Annotated in this window: 8 protein-coding genes; 3 read left to right on the top strand and 5 right to left on the bottom strand. The window is 60.3% G+C overall.

The window, feature by feature from the left end; genetic code table 11:
• Positions 1–117: 117 nt before the first annotated feature.
• Complete coding sequence (locus FEE99_RS26615; RefSeq protein WP_041479895.1) at positions 118–1,539, bottom strand: amino acid permease; 1,422 nt, start codon at positions 1,537–1,539, stop codon at positions 118–120.
• Between the two features lie 474 nt (positions 1,540–2,013).
• On the opposite strand from FEE99_RS26615, the gene FEE99_RS26620 reads away from it, so the two are divergent.
• From FEE99_RS26620 to FEE99_RS26630, 3 genes are all read left to right on the top strand, one after another.
• Positions 2,014–2,472, top strand: a complete 459-nt coding sequence (locus FEE99_RS26620) for an REP-associated tyrosine transposase (protein ID WP_041479896.1) — start codon at positions 2,014–2,016, stop codon at positions 2,470–2,472.
• 1,039 nt (positions 2,473–3,511) lie between these two features.
• Entirely contained in the window at positions 3,512–6,631 is a 3,120-nt protein-coding gene (locus FEE99_RS26625) for a transglycosylase domain-containing protein (RefSeq protein ID WP_041479897.1), read from the top strand.
• A 186-nt stretch (positions 6,632–6,817) separates the two neighbouring features.
• Entirely contained in the window at positions 6,818–11,809 is a 4,992-nt protein-coding gene (locus FEE99_RS26630; protein ID WP_041479898.1) for a dermonecrotic toxin domain-containing protein, read from the top strand.
• 91 nt (positions 11,810–11,900) lie between these two features.
• Here the strand turns inward: FEE99_RS26630 and FEE99_RS26635 are convergent, their stop codons facing one another.
• From FEE99_RS26635 to FEE99_RS26650, 4 genes are read right to left on the bottom strand one after another with little or no spacing between them, the layout of a single operon-like run.
• A complete protein-coding gene (locus FEE99_RS26635) occupies positions 11,901–12,416 on the bottom strand; it encodes a CS1 type fimbrial major subunit (protein ID WP_041479899.1) in 516 nt (171 codons plus the stop codon).
• Between the two features lie 33 nt (positions 12,417–12,449).
• Positions 12,450–13,193, bottom strand: coding sequence for a pilus assembly protein (locus FEE99_RS26640; protein ID WP_041479900.1), 744 nt, complete (start codon positions 13,191–13,193; stop codon positions 12,450–12,452).
• A 44-nt stretch (positions 13,194–13,237) separates the two neighbouring features.
• Positions 13,238–14,455 carry a hypothetical protein gene (locus tag FEE99_RS26645; protein WP_041479901.1) on the bottom strand — a complete coding sequence of 406 codons (1,218 nt, stop codon included), beginning with the start codon at positions 14,453–14,455 and terminating at the stop codon, positions 13,238–13,240.
• Between the two features lie 4 nt (positions 14,456–14,459).
• Positions 14,460–16,982 carry a TcfC E-set like domain-containing protein gene (locus FEE99_RS26650; protein WP_041479902.1) on the bottom strand — a complete coding sequence of 841 codons (2,523 nt, stop codon included), beginning with the start codon at positions 16,980–16,982 and terminating at the stop codon, positions 14,460–14,462.
• Positions 16,983–17,078: the final 96 nt, after the last annotated feature.

Here is a 17,078-nt window from a genome sequence, read left to right on the forward strand (position 1 = left end):
CACGTGTCAATAGCTCTTCCCGTGCGATTTTAAGGCGTAGACCGTTAATCGTCTTGCCCATAAAACCCAAAAGCCCCGATCTCTCGATCAGGGCTTCGTTGTTTACGCACTTAAGGTTCAAGAAACCGAACGCACCGAACCTTGCGTCACTTGCGTCGGCTGCAACTTGAACACATAAAACAAGACCGTCAGCAACACCAGAAACGCTGGCCCGACATACAGCGCCACGCGGGTGTCCGGGAAGTACGCCATCAGGCCGACCACCAGTACCAGAAACGCCAGCGCGAAGTACGAGCTGACCGGGTACAGCCACATCTTGTACTTGAGCCCGGCACGTTCGCTGGCGCTCAGGCCTTTGCGGAATTTCAGCTGGGCGAGGAGGATCATCACCCAGGTCCAGATCGCACCGAAGGTGGCGATCGAGGTGACCCAGACGAAGACTTTTTCCGGTACCAGATAGTTGAGCATTACGCCCAGCAGCAACACCGCGATCGATAGCAGCAGCGCCCGGCGTGGCACACCGTTGTTCGAGGTCTTGGCGAAGCCCGCCGGGGCCTGACCGTTCTGCGCCAGGCTGTAGAGCATGCGCCCGGTGCTGAAGATGCCACCGTTGCACGACGACAGCGCCGCAGTAATCACCACGAAATTGATGATGCCGGCGGCGGTCTTGATGCCCAGACGCTCGAAGGTCATCACGAACGGGCTGCCCTGGGTGCCGATTTCATTCCACGGGTAGATCGACAGAATCACGAACAGCGCGCCGACGTAGAACAGCAGAATCCGCCAGAACACCGAGCCGATTGCGTCAGGAATGGTCTTCTGTGGGTTCTTCGCCTCCCCGGCAGTCAGGCCGATCATCTCGACACCGAGGTAGGCGAACATGACCATTTGCAGTGACATCAGCACACCGGTCACGCCGTTGGGCATGAAACCGCCATGCGCCCACAGGTTGGAAATGCCCAGCGCCACGCCATCGTTACCGAAACCGAAAGCGATGATGCCGACGCCGCCAATGACCATGGCGATGATGGTGACGATCTTGATCAGGGCGAACCAGAATTCGAATTCGCCGAAGGCTTTCACCGCGATCAGGTTGATCGAGCCCATGCTGATCAACGCCGCCAGGGCCCAGATCCAGCGCGGCACATCGGGGAACCAGATGCCCATGTACACGGCCACGGCGGTGATTTCCGCGACGCAGGTCACCAGCCACAGAAACCAGTAGTTCCAGCCGGTGAGAAAGCCGGCCAGCGGACCGAGATAATCCTGCGCGTAGCGGCTGAACGAACCGGCCACCGGGTTATGCACGGCCATTTCACCGAGGGCGCGCATGATCACCAGGATCGCCAGACCACCAAGAATGTAAGACAGCATGATCGCCGGGCCAGCCATTTCGATAGCCTTGGCCGAACCGAGAAACAGACCGACGCCGATACAGGCACCGAGCGCCATCAGGCGGATATGCCGTTCGCCGAGTTCACGTTTGAGCAGACCGCCCGAAGCGGTGTCGCCGTGCGGCAGAGGATTGCCAACTGGCATAGGGGTACAACCTCGTCTTGTTATTGGATATGACCACCGGGTTTCGAAGCATCGGCCGATAGGCCTTGGCTGGGCAGGAAACCGCGTCGGCTTTGTGGGCAGACGCGTCTTGCAGGGCAGGCCTGAAAGATCAGCGGGACGTGCAGTATAAAAAGCTCAGGGCAGGATTTTTCACTCTAAAAGTCACAACATTCAGCGACAACTCTCGGCAATAGTGGGTTCTGCGGAGAGGCATTACCTGTATTACGTAGGAAAAGTCGCCACTGAAAAAGCCGCGAAGTATTGCACAGCAATGGTGCAGCGTCATGTTTCAGCCCTGGGGTATTTGATTCACTGTGCGATGTCTCTCCTCGCGTTACATCACGGATAAATCGCCCGGCGGATTCAGAAATTTCGCTCAACAGTTGCAGCGCCGACCGGGGCGGCCAACCACTAACCTTTGAAAAAGCCAGGAGCATATGCAAGGAAGCTCACATGCCAGTCCGCCCCAATTCCCACCGTCTGCGCCAAGGTCGTTTCTCGGAAAACGGTCGTGCCTACTTCATCACCTCTGTCATCCACGAACGCCAGCCTGTGTATGCAGATTGGCAGACAGGCCGGCTTCTGGTTGCAGAAGTGCGCCGGGCTCATGAGCAAGGAGCCGCGCAGTCCATCGCCTGGGTTGTCATGCCTGACCACTTTCATTGGCTGATGCAATTGCAACGCGGCTCACTTGGTGAAGTCATTGGCGGTGTAAAGGCTCGCTGTACGCATGCGGTTAACAGAAAAACCGGACGTCACGGACCGCTGTGGCAAACCGGCTACCATGACCGAGCGATCCGTGACGGCGAGGATCTGGAGCCCATCGCCCGCTATATCATCAATAATCCCTTGCGAGCCGGGCTGGTCGATAACCTCGGTGATTACCCGCTTTGGGATGCCTGCTGGCTCTGAGCGCAACAGCTCTATGAAACAAGTAGATTCATTCCTCACACAGACAACCTCCCGGGATGTGAACAGCATCGCTGTGGCCAATGAATCCACTGCTCGCACAGACACATCATGAGGATGTGAACAGCATCCTTGTGGCGAGGGGATTCATCCCCGCTCGGCTGCGTAGCAGGCGCAACTTGCTCACATGCGGTGTGCCTGTAGAAACCGTGCTGGCAGGTTTTGGGGCTGCTTTGCAGCCCAGCGGGAATGAATCCCCTCGCCACAGGGAGTCCCCGCATGACTGATAAATCTGCTAGCCGCCTGAATCCCTCACACTGACAACATCCCAGCATGTGAACAGCCTTTTTGTGGCGAGGGGATTTATCCCCGCTCGGCTGCGCAGCAGGCGCAACTTGCTCACATGCGGTGGGCCTGTAGAAACTGTGGTGGCAGGTTTTGGGGCTGCTTTGCAGCCCAGCGGGGATCAATCCCCTCGCCACAGGGAGTCCCCGCATGACTGATGAATCGGCTAGCCAACTGAATCCCTCACACTGACAACATCCCGGCATGTGAACAGCCTCTGTGTGGCGAGGGGATTTATCCCCGCTCGGCTGCGCAGCAGGCGCAACTTGCTCACATGCGGTGGGCCTGTAGAAACCGTGCTGGCAGGTTTTGGGGCTGCTTCGCAGCCCAACGGGGATAAATCCCCTCGCCACAGGGAGTCCCCGCATGACTGATGAATCTGCTAGCCACAGGGAGTCCATCGCTCGCACAGACACATCATGGGGATGTGAACAGCATCCTTGTGGCGAGGGGATTTATCCCCGCTCGGCTGCGCAGCAGGCGCAACTTCCTCAGACTCGGTGTGCCTGTAGAAACCGTGCTGGCAGGTTTTGGGGCTGCTTTGCAGCCCAGCGGGGATAAATCCCCTCGCCACAGTTTGTGTTCCAGTTATTCAGACAAGCCGTGTCCTCCGCTCTGCACATTTTCTTCACCGGCTCCAACCACCGTCTAAGCTTCAGACAAGTCCGATCAATCTGCGTGAATGGATCAGTCGACTATGGGCGCTTTGTGGCAAACCGATTCGAGTAAAACCGTGGTTCAGACTGAACGTGTGAATGAAGCGCCTGTCCCTGAAAAACCCCGTCGTCAGCGGCACGGGTGGAAGGCTTTCTGGTTGCTGTTTTTGATCATTGCGGTGGTGGTGGGGCTCGCCGCGTCCAAGGAAATGCGCACTTCGCGCTTTCAGGCGCGGGAGCTGAGCCAGTACGCCGCTTCGCTGACCTACAAGCTGGAACCCGGTCCCAGCGAAGCGATTCGTTATCCGGGCAACGGCCCTTTCGATCTGCGCCTGGGTTACAGCTCTCTGGACGAATTCCTGCCACGCCTGCTCAAGCGCAATTACGTGATCACCGAGCAGACGCGCTTCTCCCCCGCCCTGCTCGGTTACACCGACAAAGGCCTGTTCGTGCCGTATTCGGAAAAGATCCAGGCCGGGTTGTCGATCACCGACTGCCGAGGCGCGCCGCTGTATCGATACAACTATCCGCAGCAACTGTATGCCGACTTCGCGGCGATTCCGCCGGTGGTGGTCAGCAGCCTGCTGTTCATCGAAAACCGCTTTCTCCTCGACCCGAAACAGCCGCTGGCCAACCCGGCGGTGGACTGGCCGCGCTTCGGCATGGCCGCGTGGTCGCAAGTGGCGAAGTTGCTGCACCTGCCCGGGCAATCGGCCGGCGGCAGCACCCTGGCAACGCAACTGGAGAAGTATCGCCACTCACCCGACGGCCTCACCGTGTCGGGCGCGGAGAAGATCCGCCAGATGATTTCCGCCAGCGTGCGCGCCTATCAGGATGGCCCGCAGACCCTCGGTTCGCGGCAGAACATCGTGCGCGACTACCTCAACAGCGTGCCGCTCTCGGCGGTGCCCGGCCACGGTGAAGTGCACGGCATGGCCGAAGGTTTGCGGGTCTGGTACGGCAGTGATTTCAACAAGGCCAACGAGCAACTGAACAGCCCGAAGAGCGACCCACAAACCATGGCCGCCAAAGGCCTGGCCTTGCGTGAAATGCTCTCGCTGATGATCGCCCAGCGCCGCCCTTCGCATTACCTGACCAAGGGTCGCGACGAATTGGCCAGCCTCACCGACAGCCACCTGCGCCTGCTCAAGCAGAACGGCGTGATCGACAGCGCCCTCGCTGACGCTGCGCTGGCGAGCACCGTGTCGTATCGCGACTGGCAGACCCAGCCAACGATGCAGCCGATTGAAACCAACAAGGGCATCAGTGTTGCCCGCAGCCGCTTGGCGAGCATGCTCAATCGCCCGCTGTACGACCTCGATCGCCTCGACCTGTCGGCCACCAGCACCCTGCAGGGCGATCTGCAAACCCAGGCCACGGCTTATCTGAAAAAACTTGCCGACCCGGCCTACGCAGCAGAAATCGGTCTGCTCGGCGAACGCTTGCTGACGCCGACCAGCACCACGCAAGTACGCTACAGCTTCACCCTCTTCGAACTGACCCCGGACGGCTCGCGGGTGCGCGTGCAGACCGACAGCACCGATCAGCCGTTCGACATCAACGAAGGCAGCAAGCTTGAACTCGGCTCGACGGCGAAAATGCGTGTGCTGACCACGTACCTGCAAATCGTCGCCGAGCTGCACGACAAATACGGCGCGATGGGCGTGGCAGAACTGAAAAAAGTCGAAGTGCCCGATCAGGATCGCCTCAGCCGCTGGGTCATCGACTACCTGATCCAGAACAAGGATCACGACCTGTCGAAGCTGCTCGGCGCCGCGCTGGATCGCAAATACTCGGCCAGCCCCGGCGAAGCGTTTTTTACCGGCGGCGGCCTGCACAGATTCAACAACTTCCGCAAAGAGGACAACGGTCGCCTGCCGACCCTGCGCGATTCGCTGCGCGAGTCGATCAACCTGCCATTCATTCGCCTGATGCGCGACATCGTCCGCTACACCACCTACTCAGGCCCCAACGGCGAATTGCTCAAGGATGACCGCGACCCCCGCCGCCAGGAATACCTGGCCAGTTTCGCCGACCGCGAAGGCACCTCGTTCCTGCTCAAGTTCTGGAAGAAGTACAAGAACAAGGACACCCAGGCGCGCCTGGAAACCTTCCTCGACAGCATCCGCCCGACGCCGATTCGCATGGCGGCGGTGCATCGCTATCTGCTGCCGGAGGCCAGTCAGGAAGACTTCAACCGCTTCGTGCGCTCGCACCTCAAGGGCACCAAGCTCAACGAAAAACTCACCGACGACCGTCTGATCCGCCTCTACGATTCCTATGGCCCCGGCAGTTACGATTTGCCTGACCAAGGCTTCATCGCCAAGGTGCATCCGCTGGACCTGTGGATGATGGGTTATCTGCTGCATCACCCGGAAGCGACCTTCAGCGAGATCGTCAAGGCCAGCCATTTCGAGCGCCAGGAAGTCTACAGCTGGCTGTTCAAGAGCCGGCACAAGGGTGCGCGCGACAGTCGTATTCGCACCATGCTCGAGATCGAAGCGTTCCTCGACATTCATCAGCGCTGGCAGAAAGTCGGCTACCCGTTCGATCACCTGGTGCCGTCACTGGCCACGGCCATCGGCAGTTCCGGCGACCGTCCCGCCGCGCTCGCCGAGCTGATCGGCACCATTCTCAATGACGGCGTGCGCATGCCGACGCTGCGCATCGACAGCCTGCACTTCGCCGCCGATACGCCGTATGAAACCAGGCTGATCAACGACCCGCACGTGGGCAAACGGGTGATGCCGGTGGAAGTGGCCCGAGCCATGCGCGAGGCGCTGTCGCAAGTGGTCGACGCCGGTACCGCCAAACGGCTGTCCGGCAGTTTCAAACTGCCCGACGGCACACCGCTGGCCATGGGCGGCAAGACCGGCACCGGCGACAACCGCATTGCGGCGATCGGGTCTGGCGGGCGAATCATCAGTTCGAAGTCGATCAACCGCACGGCGACCTTTGTGTTCTACATCGGCGACCATCATTTCGGCACCCTCACCGCGTTCGTCCCGGGGCGCTCGGCGGAGAACTTCAAGTTCACCTCGGCTCTGCCCACGCAGGTACTCAAAGGCATGGCGCCGATTCTCACGCCGTATCTGCAACCGGGCAGCGACTCACAGTGCCAACCGCCACAGGCGCCCGTGGTGGCATCGGCGCTGCACTGACCGAACGTGGCCTGCACGTCGCGCCGAAGGCCATCGGCGCAAAAGGTGGTATTCGTGCATTGTTCCGATTCGAATTCTTGTCGCATCGCTGAGGCGATCACACGTTTGGCTCCCGATCTTTGAACTTTTGTTTTGCCCTGCCGCCGGTACGCTGATCATTCCTCAAACAATCAAGGATGATTGGCCATGTCTGACTCCCCTCAGCCTGCCGCTGCCGCCGACAAAGGCCGGCATTACGCGTTCATCGAATCGGCTGTCAGCGCGCCGTTCAAAACTGCAACGCTCAGCCGCAGCCTGGCACTCGCCGCCACGCCACTGAAGCGCGAACCCTGGTACAGCGCACCCGGTACGTATGCGAGCCGACTCGCCGCCGCCAATCTCAAGGCCTGGGACTCGCAGAACAAGGTCGATCATCTGCTGGCCAGAACCGACCTGTACGCCTTCGCCGAGCCGCTGCTCAAAGCAAGGATCAAGCAATGCCATGGCATCGAGCCGGACGTCAGGAAGACCTGGCTGCGCCTGTACATTCCCGCCAGCAGTCCCTGGTATGCAATCGACGTGGTTGACGGTTCGACGACCCGTACGGTCTCACTGCTCGATGCCGCTCTGCACAATTTTGCCGCCAACGAGACAGTCGGCGCAGGCTCGGACTACATCAGCCAGCCTGATGCGCGCGGCCACTTCGACGTCTTGCCGCTCAAAAACCAAATGCCCATCAGCCAGTTCCAGACACTGTGCCGCGACCTCGACCTGGGCGGGCAATATGCCAGGCACTTGCAGGGCTACTTGCTGCCCGGCGAAGCGCTGGCCGAGAGCCTTTTGCAATACAAGGTCGGCGCCAGCCTCAAAGATGCCCTCGCCGTCGCGGCGCACATCGCCTTGCTCAAGGCAGAGATCCAGTACGACACCTTCAGGATGGTGCTCAGCTTCAGTACAGAGGAAAACCCGCGCTTGCGTCTCAACAATCGTTCGATTCGCTGCAATGACCTGTCCATGCTCGGTACCCGCCTGACCGGCATTCTGTTGCTGATGCATGGCCATCCCGACAGTCGTGGCGTTCGACGCCTGATCGTCTACGTGCCGCACGATCCGGATCATCCACTCAAGGAGTACGAGTCGCTGGCTGCGTTTCGTGACGAACTGACCCGCCAGTTGCGCGAGGACCGCCTGAGCGCCTCGACCGGGCATACGTACCGGCAATTCTTCAGCCAGTTTGTCGATCAGCAGCAACGTGGGCATTTTTTTGCCGAACTCGAACAGCGATTGTTCGTCGTCCGCCATCACGAACGCGAGCAGAGCACCGACCAGCGCCCGGTGTGGCGCAAGGACCCGGTGGAAAAGCCCAGGCTGCAATTCACCCGCTTGCCGTTGCAGGGCGATTACTGGCGGCACGTCTATCAGCAGAAACTCAACAAGATCATCAACGATGCGCGGCAAATCGCTGTCTCGACCGCCGATGCCGACAGCAACGCACGCTGGGCATGGTGGGACAACTTCAAGCGGATCGTCTCGGACATTTTCAACGTCGCCCTGCTGATTGCCACGCCCTTTGTGCCTGGTCTGGGCGAGGTGATGATGGCCTATACCGCCTATCAACTGACCAGCGATGTGATTGAAGGCATCGTCGATCTGGCCGAAGGCGTCTGGGAGGAAGCTGCCGGACATGTCATCAGTGTGGTGACCGATGTCATTCAACTGGCGGCGTTCGGCGCCGGCGCGCAGATTGGCGAAACGTTGCGGATAAAACTCTCACCGCAGGTCGATGCCATGCAACAGGTCAAATTGCCCGACGGCAAACCAAGCCTGTGGCATCGCGACCTAAGCCCTTATGCACGCGACGAGCTGAGCCTGGCAGCGCAATCGAAGCCCGATCGTCACGGTCTGCATCAACATGCCAGCGCCAGCGTCCTGCCGCTGGAGGGCAAGCTCTATGTGGTGGAAAAAGCCTCCGCCGATGCCAGCAGCAAAACTCACCGGATCAAACATCCGAATCGAGAAAATGCCTACCAGCCAAGGATCGAACACAACGGTCACGGCGCCTGGCTGCATGAAGCAGAATCGCCAGGCGACTGGCCCGACGCCCGGCTGATGCCTCGCCTGGGCCACAGCGTCGAGCGCTTCACGCCTGTGCAACTGGAGGACATCCGGCGCAGCAGCGGCACCAGCCACGATGAACTGCGTCGCATGCACAGCGACAACAGCCCGCCACCGCCGCTGCTGGCCGACACGGTCAGGCGCGTCAGTGCATACGAGGATGTCATCGAGGCTGCGCAGAACCTGCGTAACGGCAAACCGATCGATGCCGATGCGGTATGGCTGGAGCCGATACTGACCAGCCTGCCGGGCTGGCCGCCGCGACGCGCGCTGGAGGTTTTCGCGCGTCAGGACCTGACCGGCTACTCGCATAAATACGGCAACCCGCTGGCGTCCGAAGCCGACACGTTGCGCATCAGCCAGGCTGATCTCAACGCCGGACATTTGCCCGAGCGGGTCGCCGGGTTCCTGCGCGACGACGAGTTCAATCATCTGCTCGGCCCGATGGTCACTGCCGAGCAACGGGTCGAGGTCCTGCGCGGTCAACTGGCCGACGCGCTCAATGAGCAGCGCAGCGCCGTCGCCCGCCATCTGTACCAGGCCGGGCAGCGCAGCGGCGACGCCGACATAGCGGTGATCAGACAGTCGTTTCCGGATCTGCCATTGCCCTTGGCCGAGACGGTTCTGAGCCAGGCTCGCGTCGCCGAACGGCAACGCATCAGCGATGAACAGCACTTGCCGCTACGCCTGAAGAATCAGGCCCGAGAGCTGGATTTCGAGGCGTCGGCCAGTCGCGCGTACGACGGTTTTTATCGGGACGATCTGATGACCGAACAAACCGAACGCCTGGCGCTCAATACGCTGAAAATCCACACCGACACCTTTGCCGACCTGCGCATCGAAGTGTTCGACGGCAGCCCGCACGGTCCGTTGCGCTGCAGTGTCGGGCCGCAGGACGCCAGCACCGTAAGGCAACTGCTGAGGCGTGGCGAAGGCCGTTATGAAGTGCGCGACGCCAAGGGTCAGGTTCTGCATGACAGTAGCGATTTCCACGAAGCCATCCTGCGCGCCGTACCGCTCGAAACGCTGGCGAGTACCGGTTATCAGCGCGGTCAGGGCCGCGCCTTGAGACTGTGGATCATGGAACAAAGCGCCCAGCCAGCCGCACGCCGTATTGCTCTGGCGCAACCGCCGATCCGAACGATCGCCCCCCGCGAGACGGAGATTCTTCTACGCGGCTGGCCCTGGGCGGCAAAAACCCCGGAACAGCGGCTCAGACAGTTGTACCCGAAACTGAACGACAGAGAGGTCGCGGGTTTCCTCATGACGCTGGAAAAAAAGGGCAACAGCGAACGCGCCATCGCCGACCTTGAGCGCGAACGCGAAGTGCTCGACAACGCCCTCGACAGCTGGCGCAGCAGTTACACCCCCGTCATTGAAGACAACGGGGAACTGATCGCGCTGCCAACGGATTTCATGCGCGAGGGCGGCTTGTACATCGAGCAGCAGTTGAGGAAGTGCTTCAAACGCGAGAACGAACGGCCCGGCGCACGCAATCCCCATCCGGAACACGGCTATACGCTGGACCTTTCAGCCGAACTGCCGCTACCGAACCTTGAGTCATGGTGGCGCGACTTGCGACGGCGTCCCGGGATGCAGCAATACTTCGACCGGATTACCGGACTGAACATCGCCAACGTTGCGCTTTCAACCACACCGGACAGCCTGCTGGCGAGTTTCCCGAATCTGCGGCAATTGAGCGCCCAGCGCTGCGGTTTCAAGGAGGTGCCGGCTGCCCTCGGAAAAATGCATCAGTTGCAGACGCTGGATCTGTCGCACAACAGCATTGAACTGACCTATGACTCAAGCACGCGCCTGAGCAATCTCACCCGCCTGCACAGCCTGAATCTCAATGGCAACAACCTGCGTGTGCCGCCGGATATCGGGCGCATGGAGCAACTGGTCGAACTGAACCTGGTCAATACGCGCATTCGCGATTGGCCGGCAGGATGGCTTGAAGTCGATGGACAGATACGGCAGCGCCCGAAAGGCTTCTACCTGGACATGCGAGACAATCCGCTGGACACCCTGCCCCGGGTCGAACCCGGTAGCGATCAGGCGCGCCTGCTGGCTCGCGCACGGATCAGTGTTGCCGAATTCGACAGTGACCAGTTGCGGCGTCTTGGCGAGTATCGCCAGTCGGTAGGGTTGAGCGTCGTGCCCGGTTATTCATCCGCCGCCGCCGATGAGCTTGATTACTGGAAGTTGATGCCCGCCAATGCTGATCCGTCCCACCCCTCGGCAGCCTTCAGCCGATACCGCGAGCAGTCTTGGCATGACCTGATGGCCGAGCCTGATTCCGCCGGCTTTTTCAGCGTGATCCGCAAGCAACGCGAATCCGCCGATTACGGGACTGACGCGGGGCGGCGGAATTTGACCGCACGGGTCTGGGACATGGTCGATGCGGCGGCGCTCGACGAACATCTGCGCAAAAAGCTCTTCGAGCAGAACGTGTCTGCACAGGATTGCGCTGATCTGGGCCAGCAGCTGTTCAATTCACTGGGGCTCAAAGTCCTGGTGTCCAAGGCCTGGAACGAAACGGCATCGGCCCCGCAGCTGGAAGACAGACTTGTGCGTCTGGCGCGCAGCGCGGCGCGCCTTGATCGGGTCAGCGATGAGGCCGCCATGGAGGTCAGTCGTCAGCAGCAGCAACACCTGATCGATCCGCGCCTGCCGACGCCGGACGAAATCCAGATTCATCGGGCGTTCGAAGCGGGCCTGGGCGAGCGTCTGGATTTGCCTTGGCAAGCGGAGGGCATGCCTGTGCAGCCACGGGCCGGGGTCACCGAGGAAAAGCTCAACGCTGCCTACCAGAGAATCATCCAGCGCGAACAAGGGGATGGCCTGGTCAACGGCATGATCGATCTCTATACCGATCCTTTCTGGGAGGATTACCTGCGCAATACCTATCCTGACCGTTATCAGGAAAATCTGCGCCTGTACGAAGAGAAATTCCGTCAGCTCGACAGCCAGATGTTCAGCAGCGACCGGGAGTACAGGAAACTGGCCGACAAAATCAGCTACGAGCGCAACGAGCTATCCCGCGCCTTGAGTCGCGAAGCCCTCGACAGGGCCGGACTCTGAAACCATCACACGGCATTCGGCGAGCGTTTCAGGCTGGCCGAATCTGCCGACGGACCCTGGTCGTGCTTGCCATACCCACCGCGTATGACATTCAGGCATCAGCGTCATTGCCGTTTGGCGCGCTGGCGCTGAACAACAGCACGACGTTGCCGCTGTAATGACCGGGGCGGTAGCCACCCGGCGGTTTGATGGGTTCGATTTTCAGCAGCACACGTTTACCGACAGCCGCCTCTTCTTCCGAAAGCACTTGTTGCGGAATGATGTGCGAACTCAGCACGACGTCATTGAACGTCACCCGCAGCTCAATCACTTCACCCGTTGTGCCGGTATCAAGGAATGGCTCGGTGGCCAGACGCGCCTCGATGGCGCTGCTGTCATGCCGCATGTCGAAAGATTTTTCCAGATTGCCCAGGCTGTCCGTGGCGTGTTGCCAGGCCAGCACCTGCGGACGGTGAATCCAGTCCGGTTGTGCCGGGATGATGTAAAAGGGTCGGCTGGGAATGGTCAGCGACACTTCGAAGGTGTGCTCCTCCCGGGCGGCCCACGTCACTGCCGCGGTCAACGCGGCGGCGACCGCCAGCAGGGCGGCGGTGCATTGCTTGATCATGTTGGCTACCTGATGCGTGAATGGAAAACCGGCCTAGCGGCTGGCGACTTTCATGGTTTTCTTGTCGCTGCCTTCGATCAGAAAGAAGCGGTACTCACGGCCCTTTTCCTTGTTGAAGGCAAAGGATTTGCCCGCCAGCACATGGTGTTTGGTGGTCGCCCCGCAATCGCTTTCCTTGCTCAGCGAACAGCTCTTGAACTCATCGACGATCACCACGGTATTGCCGTTGTTGCGCAGTTCGTAGCGACTCTCGGTTTCGTTGATCGCCGTGGCGTAACGCGCTTCCCTGGGGCGGACAAAGAAGATCGTGCCAAACCCGGTCATGACGTTGACGCCGGCCGACAACGACTTTTTGTAATCCTCCCGCTCTTCACCGGTGACGACAAAATCGTCTTCCTTTTCCGGCACCACGGGCACGAAGCGCACGCGGAAATAGCGTTCTCGATCCCGTTCGCCCATGTACAGCAAGCGTGTGCCCTGCATGCCTTGCGCCGGGACGATCAGCCGCGCCGGGCTGGCCATCAGGCCGTTGCGCGAGGCGCCATCGGCGGCGTTCTCGACAGCAATTTCCTTGGGCGTGCCGGCGTCGTCGTAAACGATTTCGAGCACATTGATCTTGACGAATGCGGTGGCGTCGCCGCTGTTGAAAACCCGTTTGAGATAGGTGCTCTTGTCGGCTTCCAGATAGTCGTAAACGGTGCCGACATTGATCTGCGGCCCGGCCTGCGCCGTCAGGCAAAAAACGCTGAGCAGGCCCAGCAAAAGACCACGGTTCATCGTGTTGAACTCCATGAACGTTGAGTGAAAGCGGACCGGGACGCTCATACTTCCGAATCCCAGATAATGGTGACGTTGCCGCGCAAACGGTCGTTCTTGCCCGGCCTGAGCAGGAAGTCGATGTCTTTCGATGTCATATCAAAATGCAGATAGCCAGGCTTGCGCTCGACATACACGCCAGGCTGAAACGGCGCTGACCAGCGATTGAAATCCAGGGAAATCCGGTTAACCGGACCGCCGCCGGGGCCGTTGATGCCCGACGGCAAACTCATCGAGACATGAACCGGGGCCGTATCGCCCTTCGGGCTACCCAGGTTGCAGACGTTTCCGCCGTAGGAATTGCACAACATCATGACCTTGAAACGCGACGAGGCCGAAATGTAGAAGACCTGGTCGGCAAATATCCGCGTGGGTTTGCGTCCACTGTTGATCCATGGCTCCCAGCCACCCACGGGCTCGAGCGTGACCCGAGTGCCGCCGGGGGGCAGGTCGACCTTGAGGGTGTGTTGCACGTCGAGGACGAAATCCAGGGTCAGCGTGGGGTCGTCCGGCTGCAGCAAGAGGCCGCCCAGAACAAAATCGCGGCCGCCTCCCAAGGTGTAAGTAACCGAGCCGGTATATTGCCCGGTAGACATGCCCAACGGATTGGGAGTCCTTAATTCATAAGCAAAATCCATCTTGTCGAAAGCTATTGACGGGAGACGGTAAGCGGCGTTTTTGGTGCAGCCAGCTTGTACCGGGGTCTTCCAGAAGAAGCGATAACTGTGCGTACCGTAGGACGCCACACCGCTGAACCGGCAGGGTTGCGGCACATAAACCCAACCGCTGGAGTCCCATAATTTGTCATGCGCTTGAGCCACGTCTGACACGCCGGTGATGCTGGTCGCGGAATCGCCCAGAATGTACGTGGAGCCGATACCGATGATGCGCACTTCGACGGTTTCGGTTTCCTGCGTTTGCATATTGGTAACTGTCAATTGTCGCCAGTCGGCCGGGGCTTTCACGAGCATCGGTTCACCGCGTGAGATGAAGCGTGTGGAGTCGAACCGTACAGGCATCTCGATGCTGAAAATGTTGTGGTCGGCGCATTGCGCCGGGTAGTTTGCGCAGTAGCCGGTGTTGGGGGTTTTGTTCACGAACAGATTCTTGCCTGGCTGCGTCGGGTCAGGCTGAAACGTCGCACGGATTTCCTGATTGAACCCATGGGCGGTGGACATGGCCAACGCCAGCGTCAGCACGCAGCCTGCCTGGAAGATTTTCATATGCTCAGCCTGCCTTCATTTCGGTGGTAGTGACGTCGGCGAGAGTGTCTGGGGTGCAACGCAGATCGCCGATCATCAACACGTCGTTTTCGCTGCGGTGGTCGGCCTCGTTCAAGCGGAACTGACACAGCAACTGGTTACCCTGGCGCACTTCCAGGGTGGGTGAACCGGCGTTCATTTCCATCGAGAAGAAACCGTCGACTTCGGTCACGCCACGGCTGGCGTGGTTGATCACGTGGTGGCCCTTGAGCGGCCGCCCGCTTGCATCGACCAGGCGACCGAGCACGGTGAGGGTTTTCATCACGCGAACCTTGCGATACTCGATGCCGCCCTTGTTCAGGTGATAGCGGGTTCGCGCCGGTTCGATGGTGGCGGCCGGTACGGTGTTGCCTTCGAAGTCGAAGCTCACCGAGCTGTTCTGATAAGCGGTGATCGGAATGAAATTGCGCCCCGGCTTCAGCGCGGCACCGCCGCCGCTGTAGTCATCGGCCCGCAGGACGATGTCGTCGATATCCGACTCGACGTCGACGATCATTCCGGCACCGCGCACGTCGCTCTGGCTGGTCAGAAGCATCTTTTCACCGCCGACCACCAGTGTGCTGTCGAGGTTGAGCCCGCCGGTGAAGTTGCCGTTGTAGGAGGAGCGCTGGACGAAGGCGTCGCCGTTTACCGCGTCGGTGCGGAAATTGGTCAGGCTCGACATGCCCAGGCCGTAGGTGTCGGTAAGCGCCGTGACCGAGACGCTTTGCAGCACGTGATCCTTGAAATCCTTGCGCCAGCCGAGCGAAGCATTGTTGTCGCGTTTGCCGTCGCGGGCCGTGCGTGAACCGATGCTGCCGGTGAGCTGCTGACCGGGAGCGCCCAACGCCAGGTTGATGCTCAGATCGACGCCGCGATTGCGCGCATCGCCACTGCTGAAACTGCCCGGCCGATCAAAGACCGACAGGCGCCAACTGGCATCACTGCCCAGCAATACGGCGCGCTGGGTCCAGCCCAGATCCACGCCCACGCCTTCGACATTGCCTTCGCTGTGCGAGACCCGGGCATTGACCGAACTCTTGCTGCTCAGCCGATGGTTGAGCGCCAGCGACGAATTGCTGGTCTGGCCGACAAACACGTTACGTGGACGAACGCGCGTGCCGTCCGGCAGCGTGTCGTAGGTGTTGGTGGTGTCGAGCCAGCTGCGGTTGTGGCTGATCACCAGACTGCCCGCGCCATAGTTGTAAAGGCTTTGCAGGTCCAGACCGGTGCCGTAATCCTCGGTCTTGTAGACATTGGCATACAGGCTGACGTGGTTGGCCAGGGTCCAGTCGATGGAAGTACCGTATTGCAGTTTTTCGCGGATCTGCCGCGCCGACGCGCCGACAATCACCCGTGGGTGCAGCAGGTAATTGACCGCCGCACCGGCGGTGGGACTGCCGCTCGATTGCGTGTCCCAGTTGCTCAGCAGTTTGCTTTCTTCACCGGCAAACACGTTGTAGCGCCAGCGTTCGTCAAGGTTGCGCCAGTTGCTGGGCTTGTACACCAACTCCTGGGTGGTGGAGGTGATCTGGCCGTCTTCGATCAGGCGCACTTCCACTTCATAAATACCGCCGGGCAGCGGCCGGGTGTCGAGGGTCTGCAAACCGGCCGGCACCGATTGGGTATTGATCAACAGACCGTCGCGCCAGATCTCCACCGAACCCTGCCGGTTGGCTGTCACGTAGATCGGGTAAACGCTGGGCATCGGGCTGTTGATCGCGAGGCTGTCGGAGCTGCCGTACATGAGGCCGACCGCCGTATCGGGGCTGGTGCCAAACGTGCGCGGCTGGCGCGTCAGCCCTTCGGAATTGGGGGTGAAATAGCCCAGGCGCAAGAAGCTGCCTTGCAGTTCGCGCTGGGTGTGCAGCTCGTGCACGGCGTGGTAGAGCTTTTCGTCGGGGCCACCAAGCCGGGCCAATTGCAGATTCAGCGTCTGGCTCCAGTTGCCCAGGCTTGAACTGGCTTCCAGGCCGAAGCGTCCGCCGAGGTCCTGATCCTGGCCACCGTTCAGGTTGAGCTGGTTGCGCACCATCAGGCCGCTGCTACCGCCGCTCGGTTGCTCGTAATAACGCTTGGCTTGAAGGTCGCGTTCGGCGTTTTCGGTGACGATCGATACCAGCGAACTTTCCAGGTTGTAATGCACCGCGAGAAACTGGTCGGGGCAGGAACCGCTGCACGCACCTAATGGCACGCCGGGTTTGAGGTAGCTTGCCCATTTTTCCCGTTCAGCGGGGCCGAAGCGGTTTTCGCTGGTGTCGGTGAATTCGAGAAGGGTGATGCGATCATCGCGGGACAACACCACCATGGCCTCACCCAACGGCTGTTGGTCGACTTCGACCCGCACCGCCAGAGGCACATCAAAGAAATGCTCCTCGAAATCCGCTGGCAAGCCTTTGGCCTGGGCCAGCAAACTGCGTGGCGTCGTACCGGCGGTGTTGGATGCGACGGCTGCGCTGGCACAAAACAACAGCGCAAGCGCAGCCGCGATGGGTGTCATCGGGAACATGAACTCGTACTCTGATTGACTGACAATGAAAGTCCGTCGGGGCAAACATCACTGCCTGCCCCGTCGGTTGACGCCACTGCTGAAAAGCGAGCGTTT

It is taken from the genome of Pseudomonas sp. ef1, assembly GCF_007293365.2.
In the GTDB taxonomy this organism is placed as follows: domain Bacteria; phylum Pseudomonadota; class Gammaproteobacteria; order Pseudomonadales; family Pseudomonadaceae; genus Aquipseudomonas; species Aquipseudomonas siliginis.

Coding starts and splice junctions, on each gene's coding strand:
- FEE99_RS26625 (WP_041479897.1), top strand. CDS start 3,512: ATGGGCGCTTTGTGGCAAACCGATTCGAGTAAAACCGTGGTTCAGACT.
- FEE99_RS26635 (WP_041479899.1), bottom strand. CDS start 12,416: ATGATCAAGCAATGCACCGCCGCCCTGCTGGCGGTCGCCGCCGCGTTG.
- FEE99_RS26640 (WP_041479900.1), bottom strand. CDS start 13,193: ATGAACCGTGGTCTTTTGCTGGGCCTGCTCAGCGTTTTTTGCCTGACG.
- FEE99_RS26615 (WP_041479895.1), bottom strand. CDS start 1,539: ATGCCAGTTGGCAATCCTCTGCCGCACGGCGACACCGCTTCGGGCGGT.
- FEE99_RS26650 (WP_041479902.1), bottom strand. CDS start 16,982: ATGTTCCCGATGACACCCATCGCGGCTGCGCTTGCGCTGTTGTTTTGT.
- FEE99_RS26630 (WP_041479898.1), top strand. CDS start 6,818: ATGTCTGACTCCCCTCAGCCTGCCGCTGCCGCCGACAAAGGCCGGCAT.
- FEE99_RS26620 (WP_041479896.1), top strand. CDS start 2,014: ATGCCAGTCCGCCCCAATTCCCACCGTCTGCGCCAAGGTCGTTTCTCG.
- FEE99_RS26645 (WP_041479901.1), bottom strand. CDS start 14,455: ATGAAAATCTTCCAGGCAGGCTGCGTGCTGACGCTGGCGTTGGCCATG.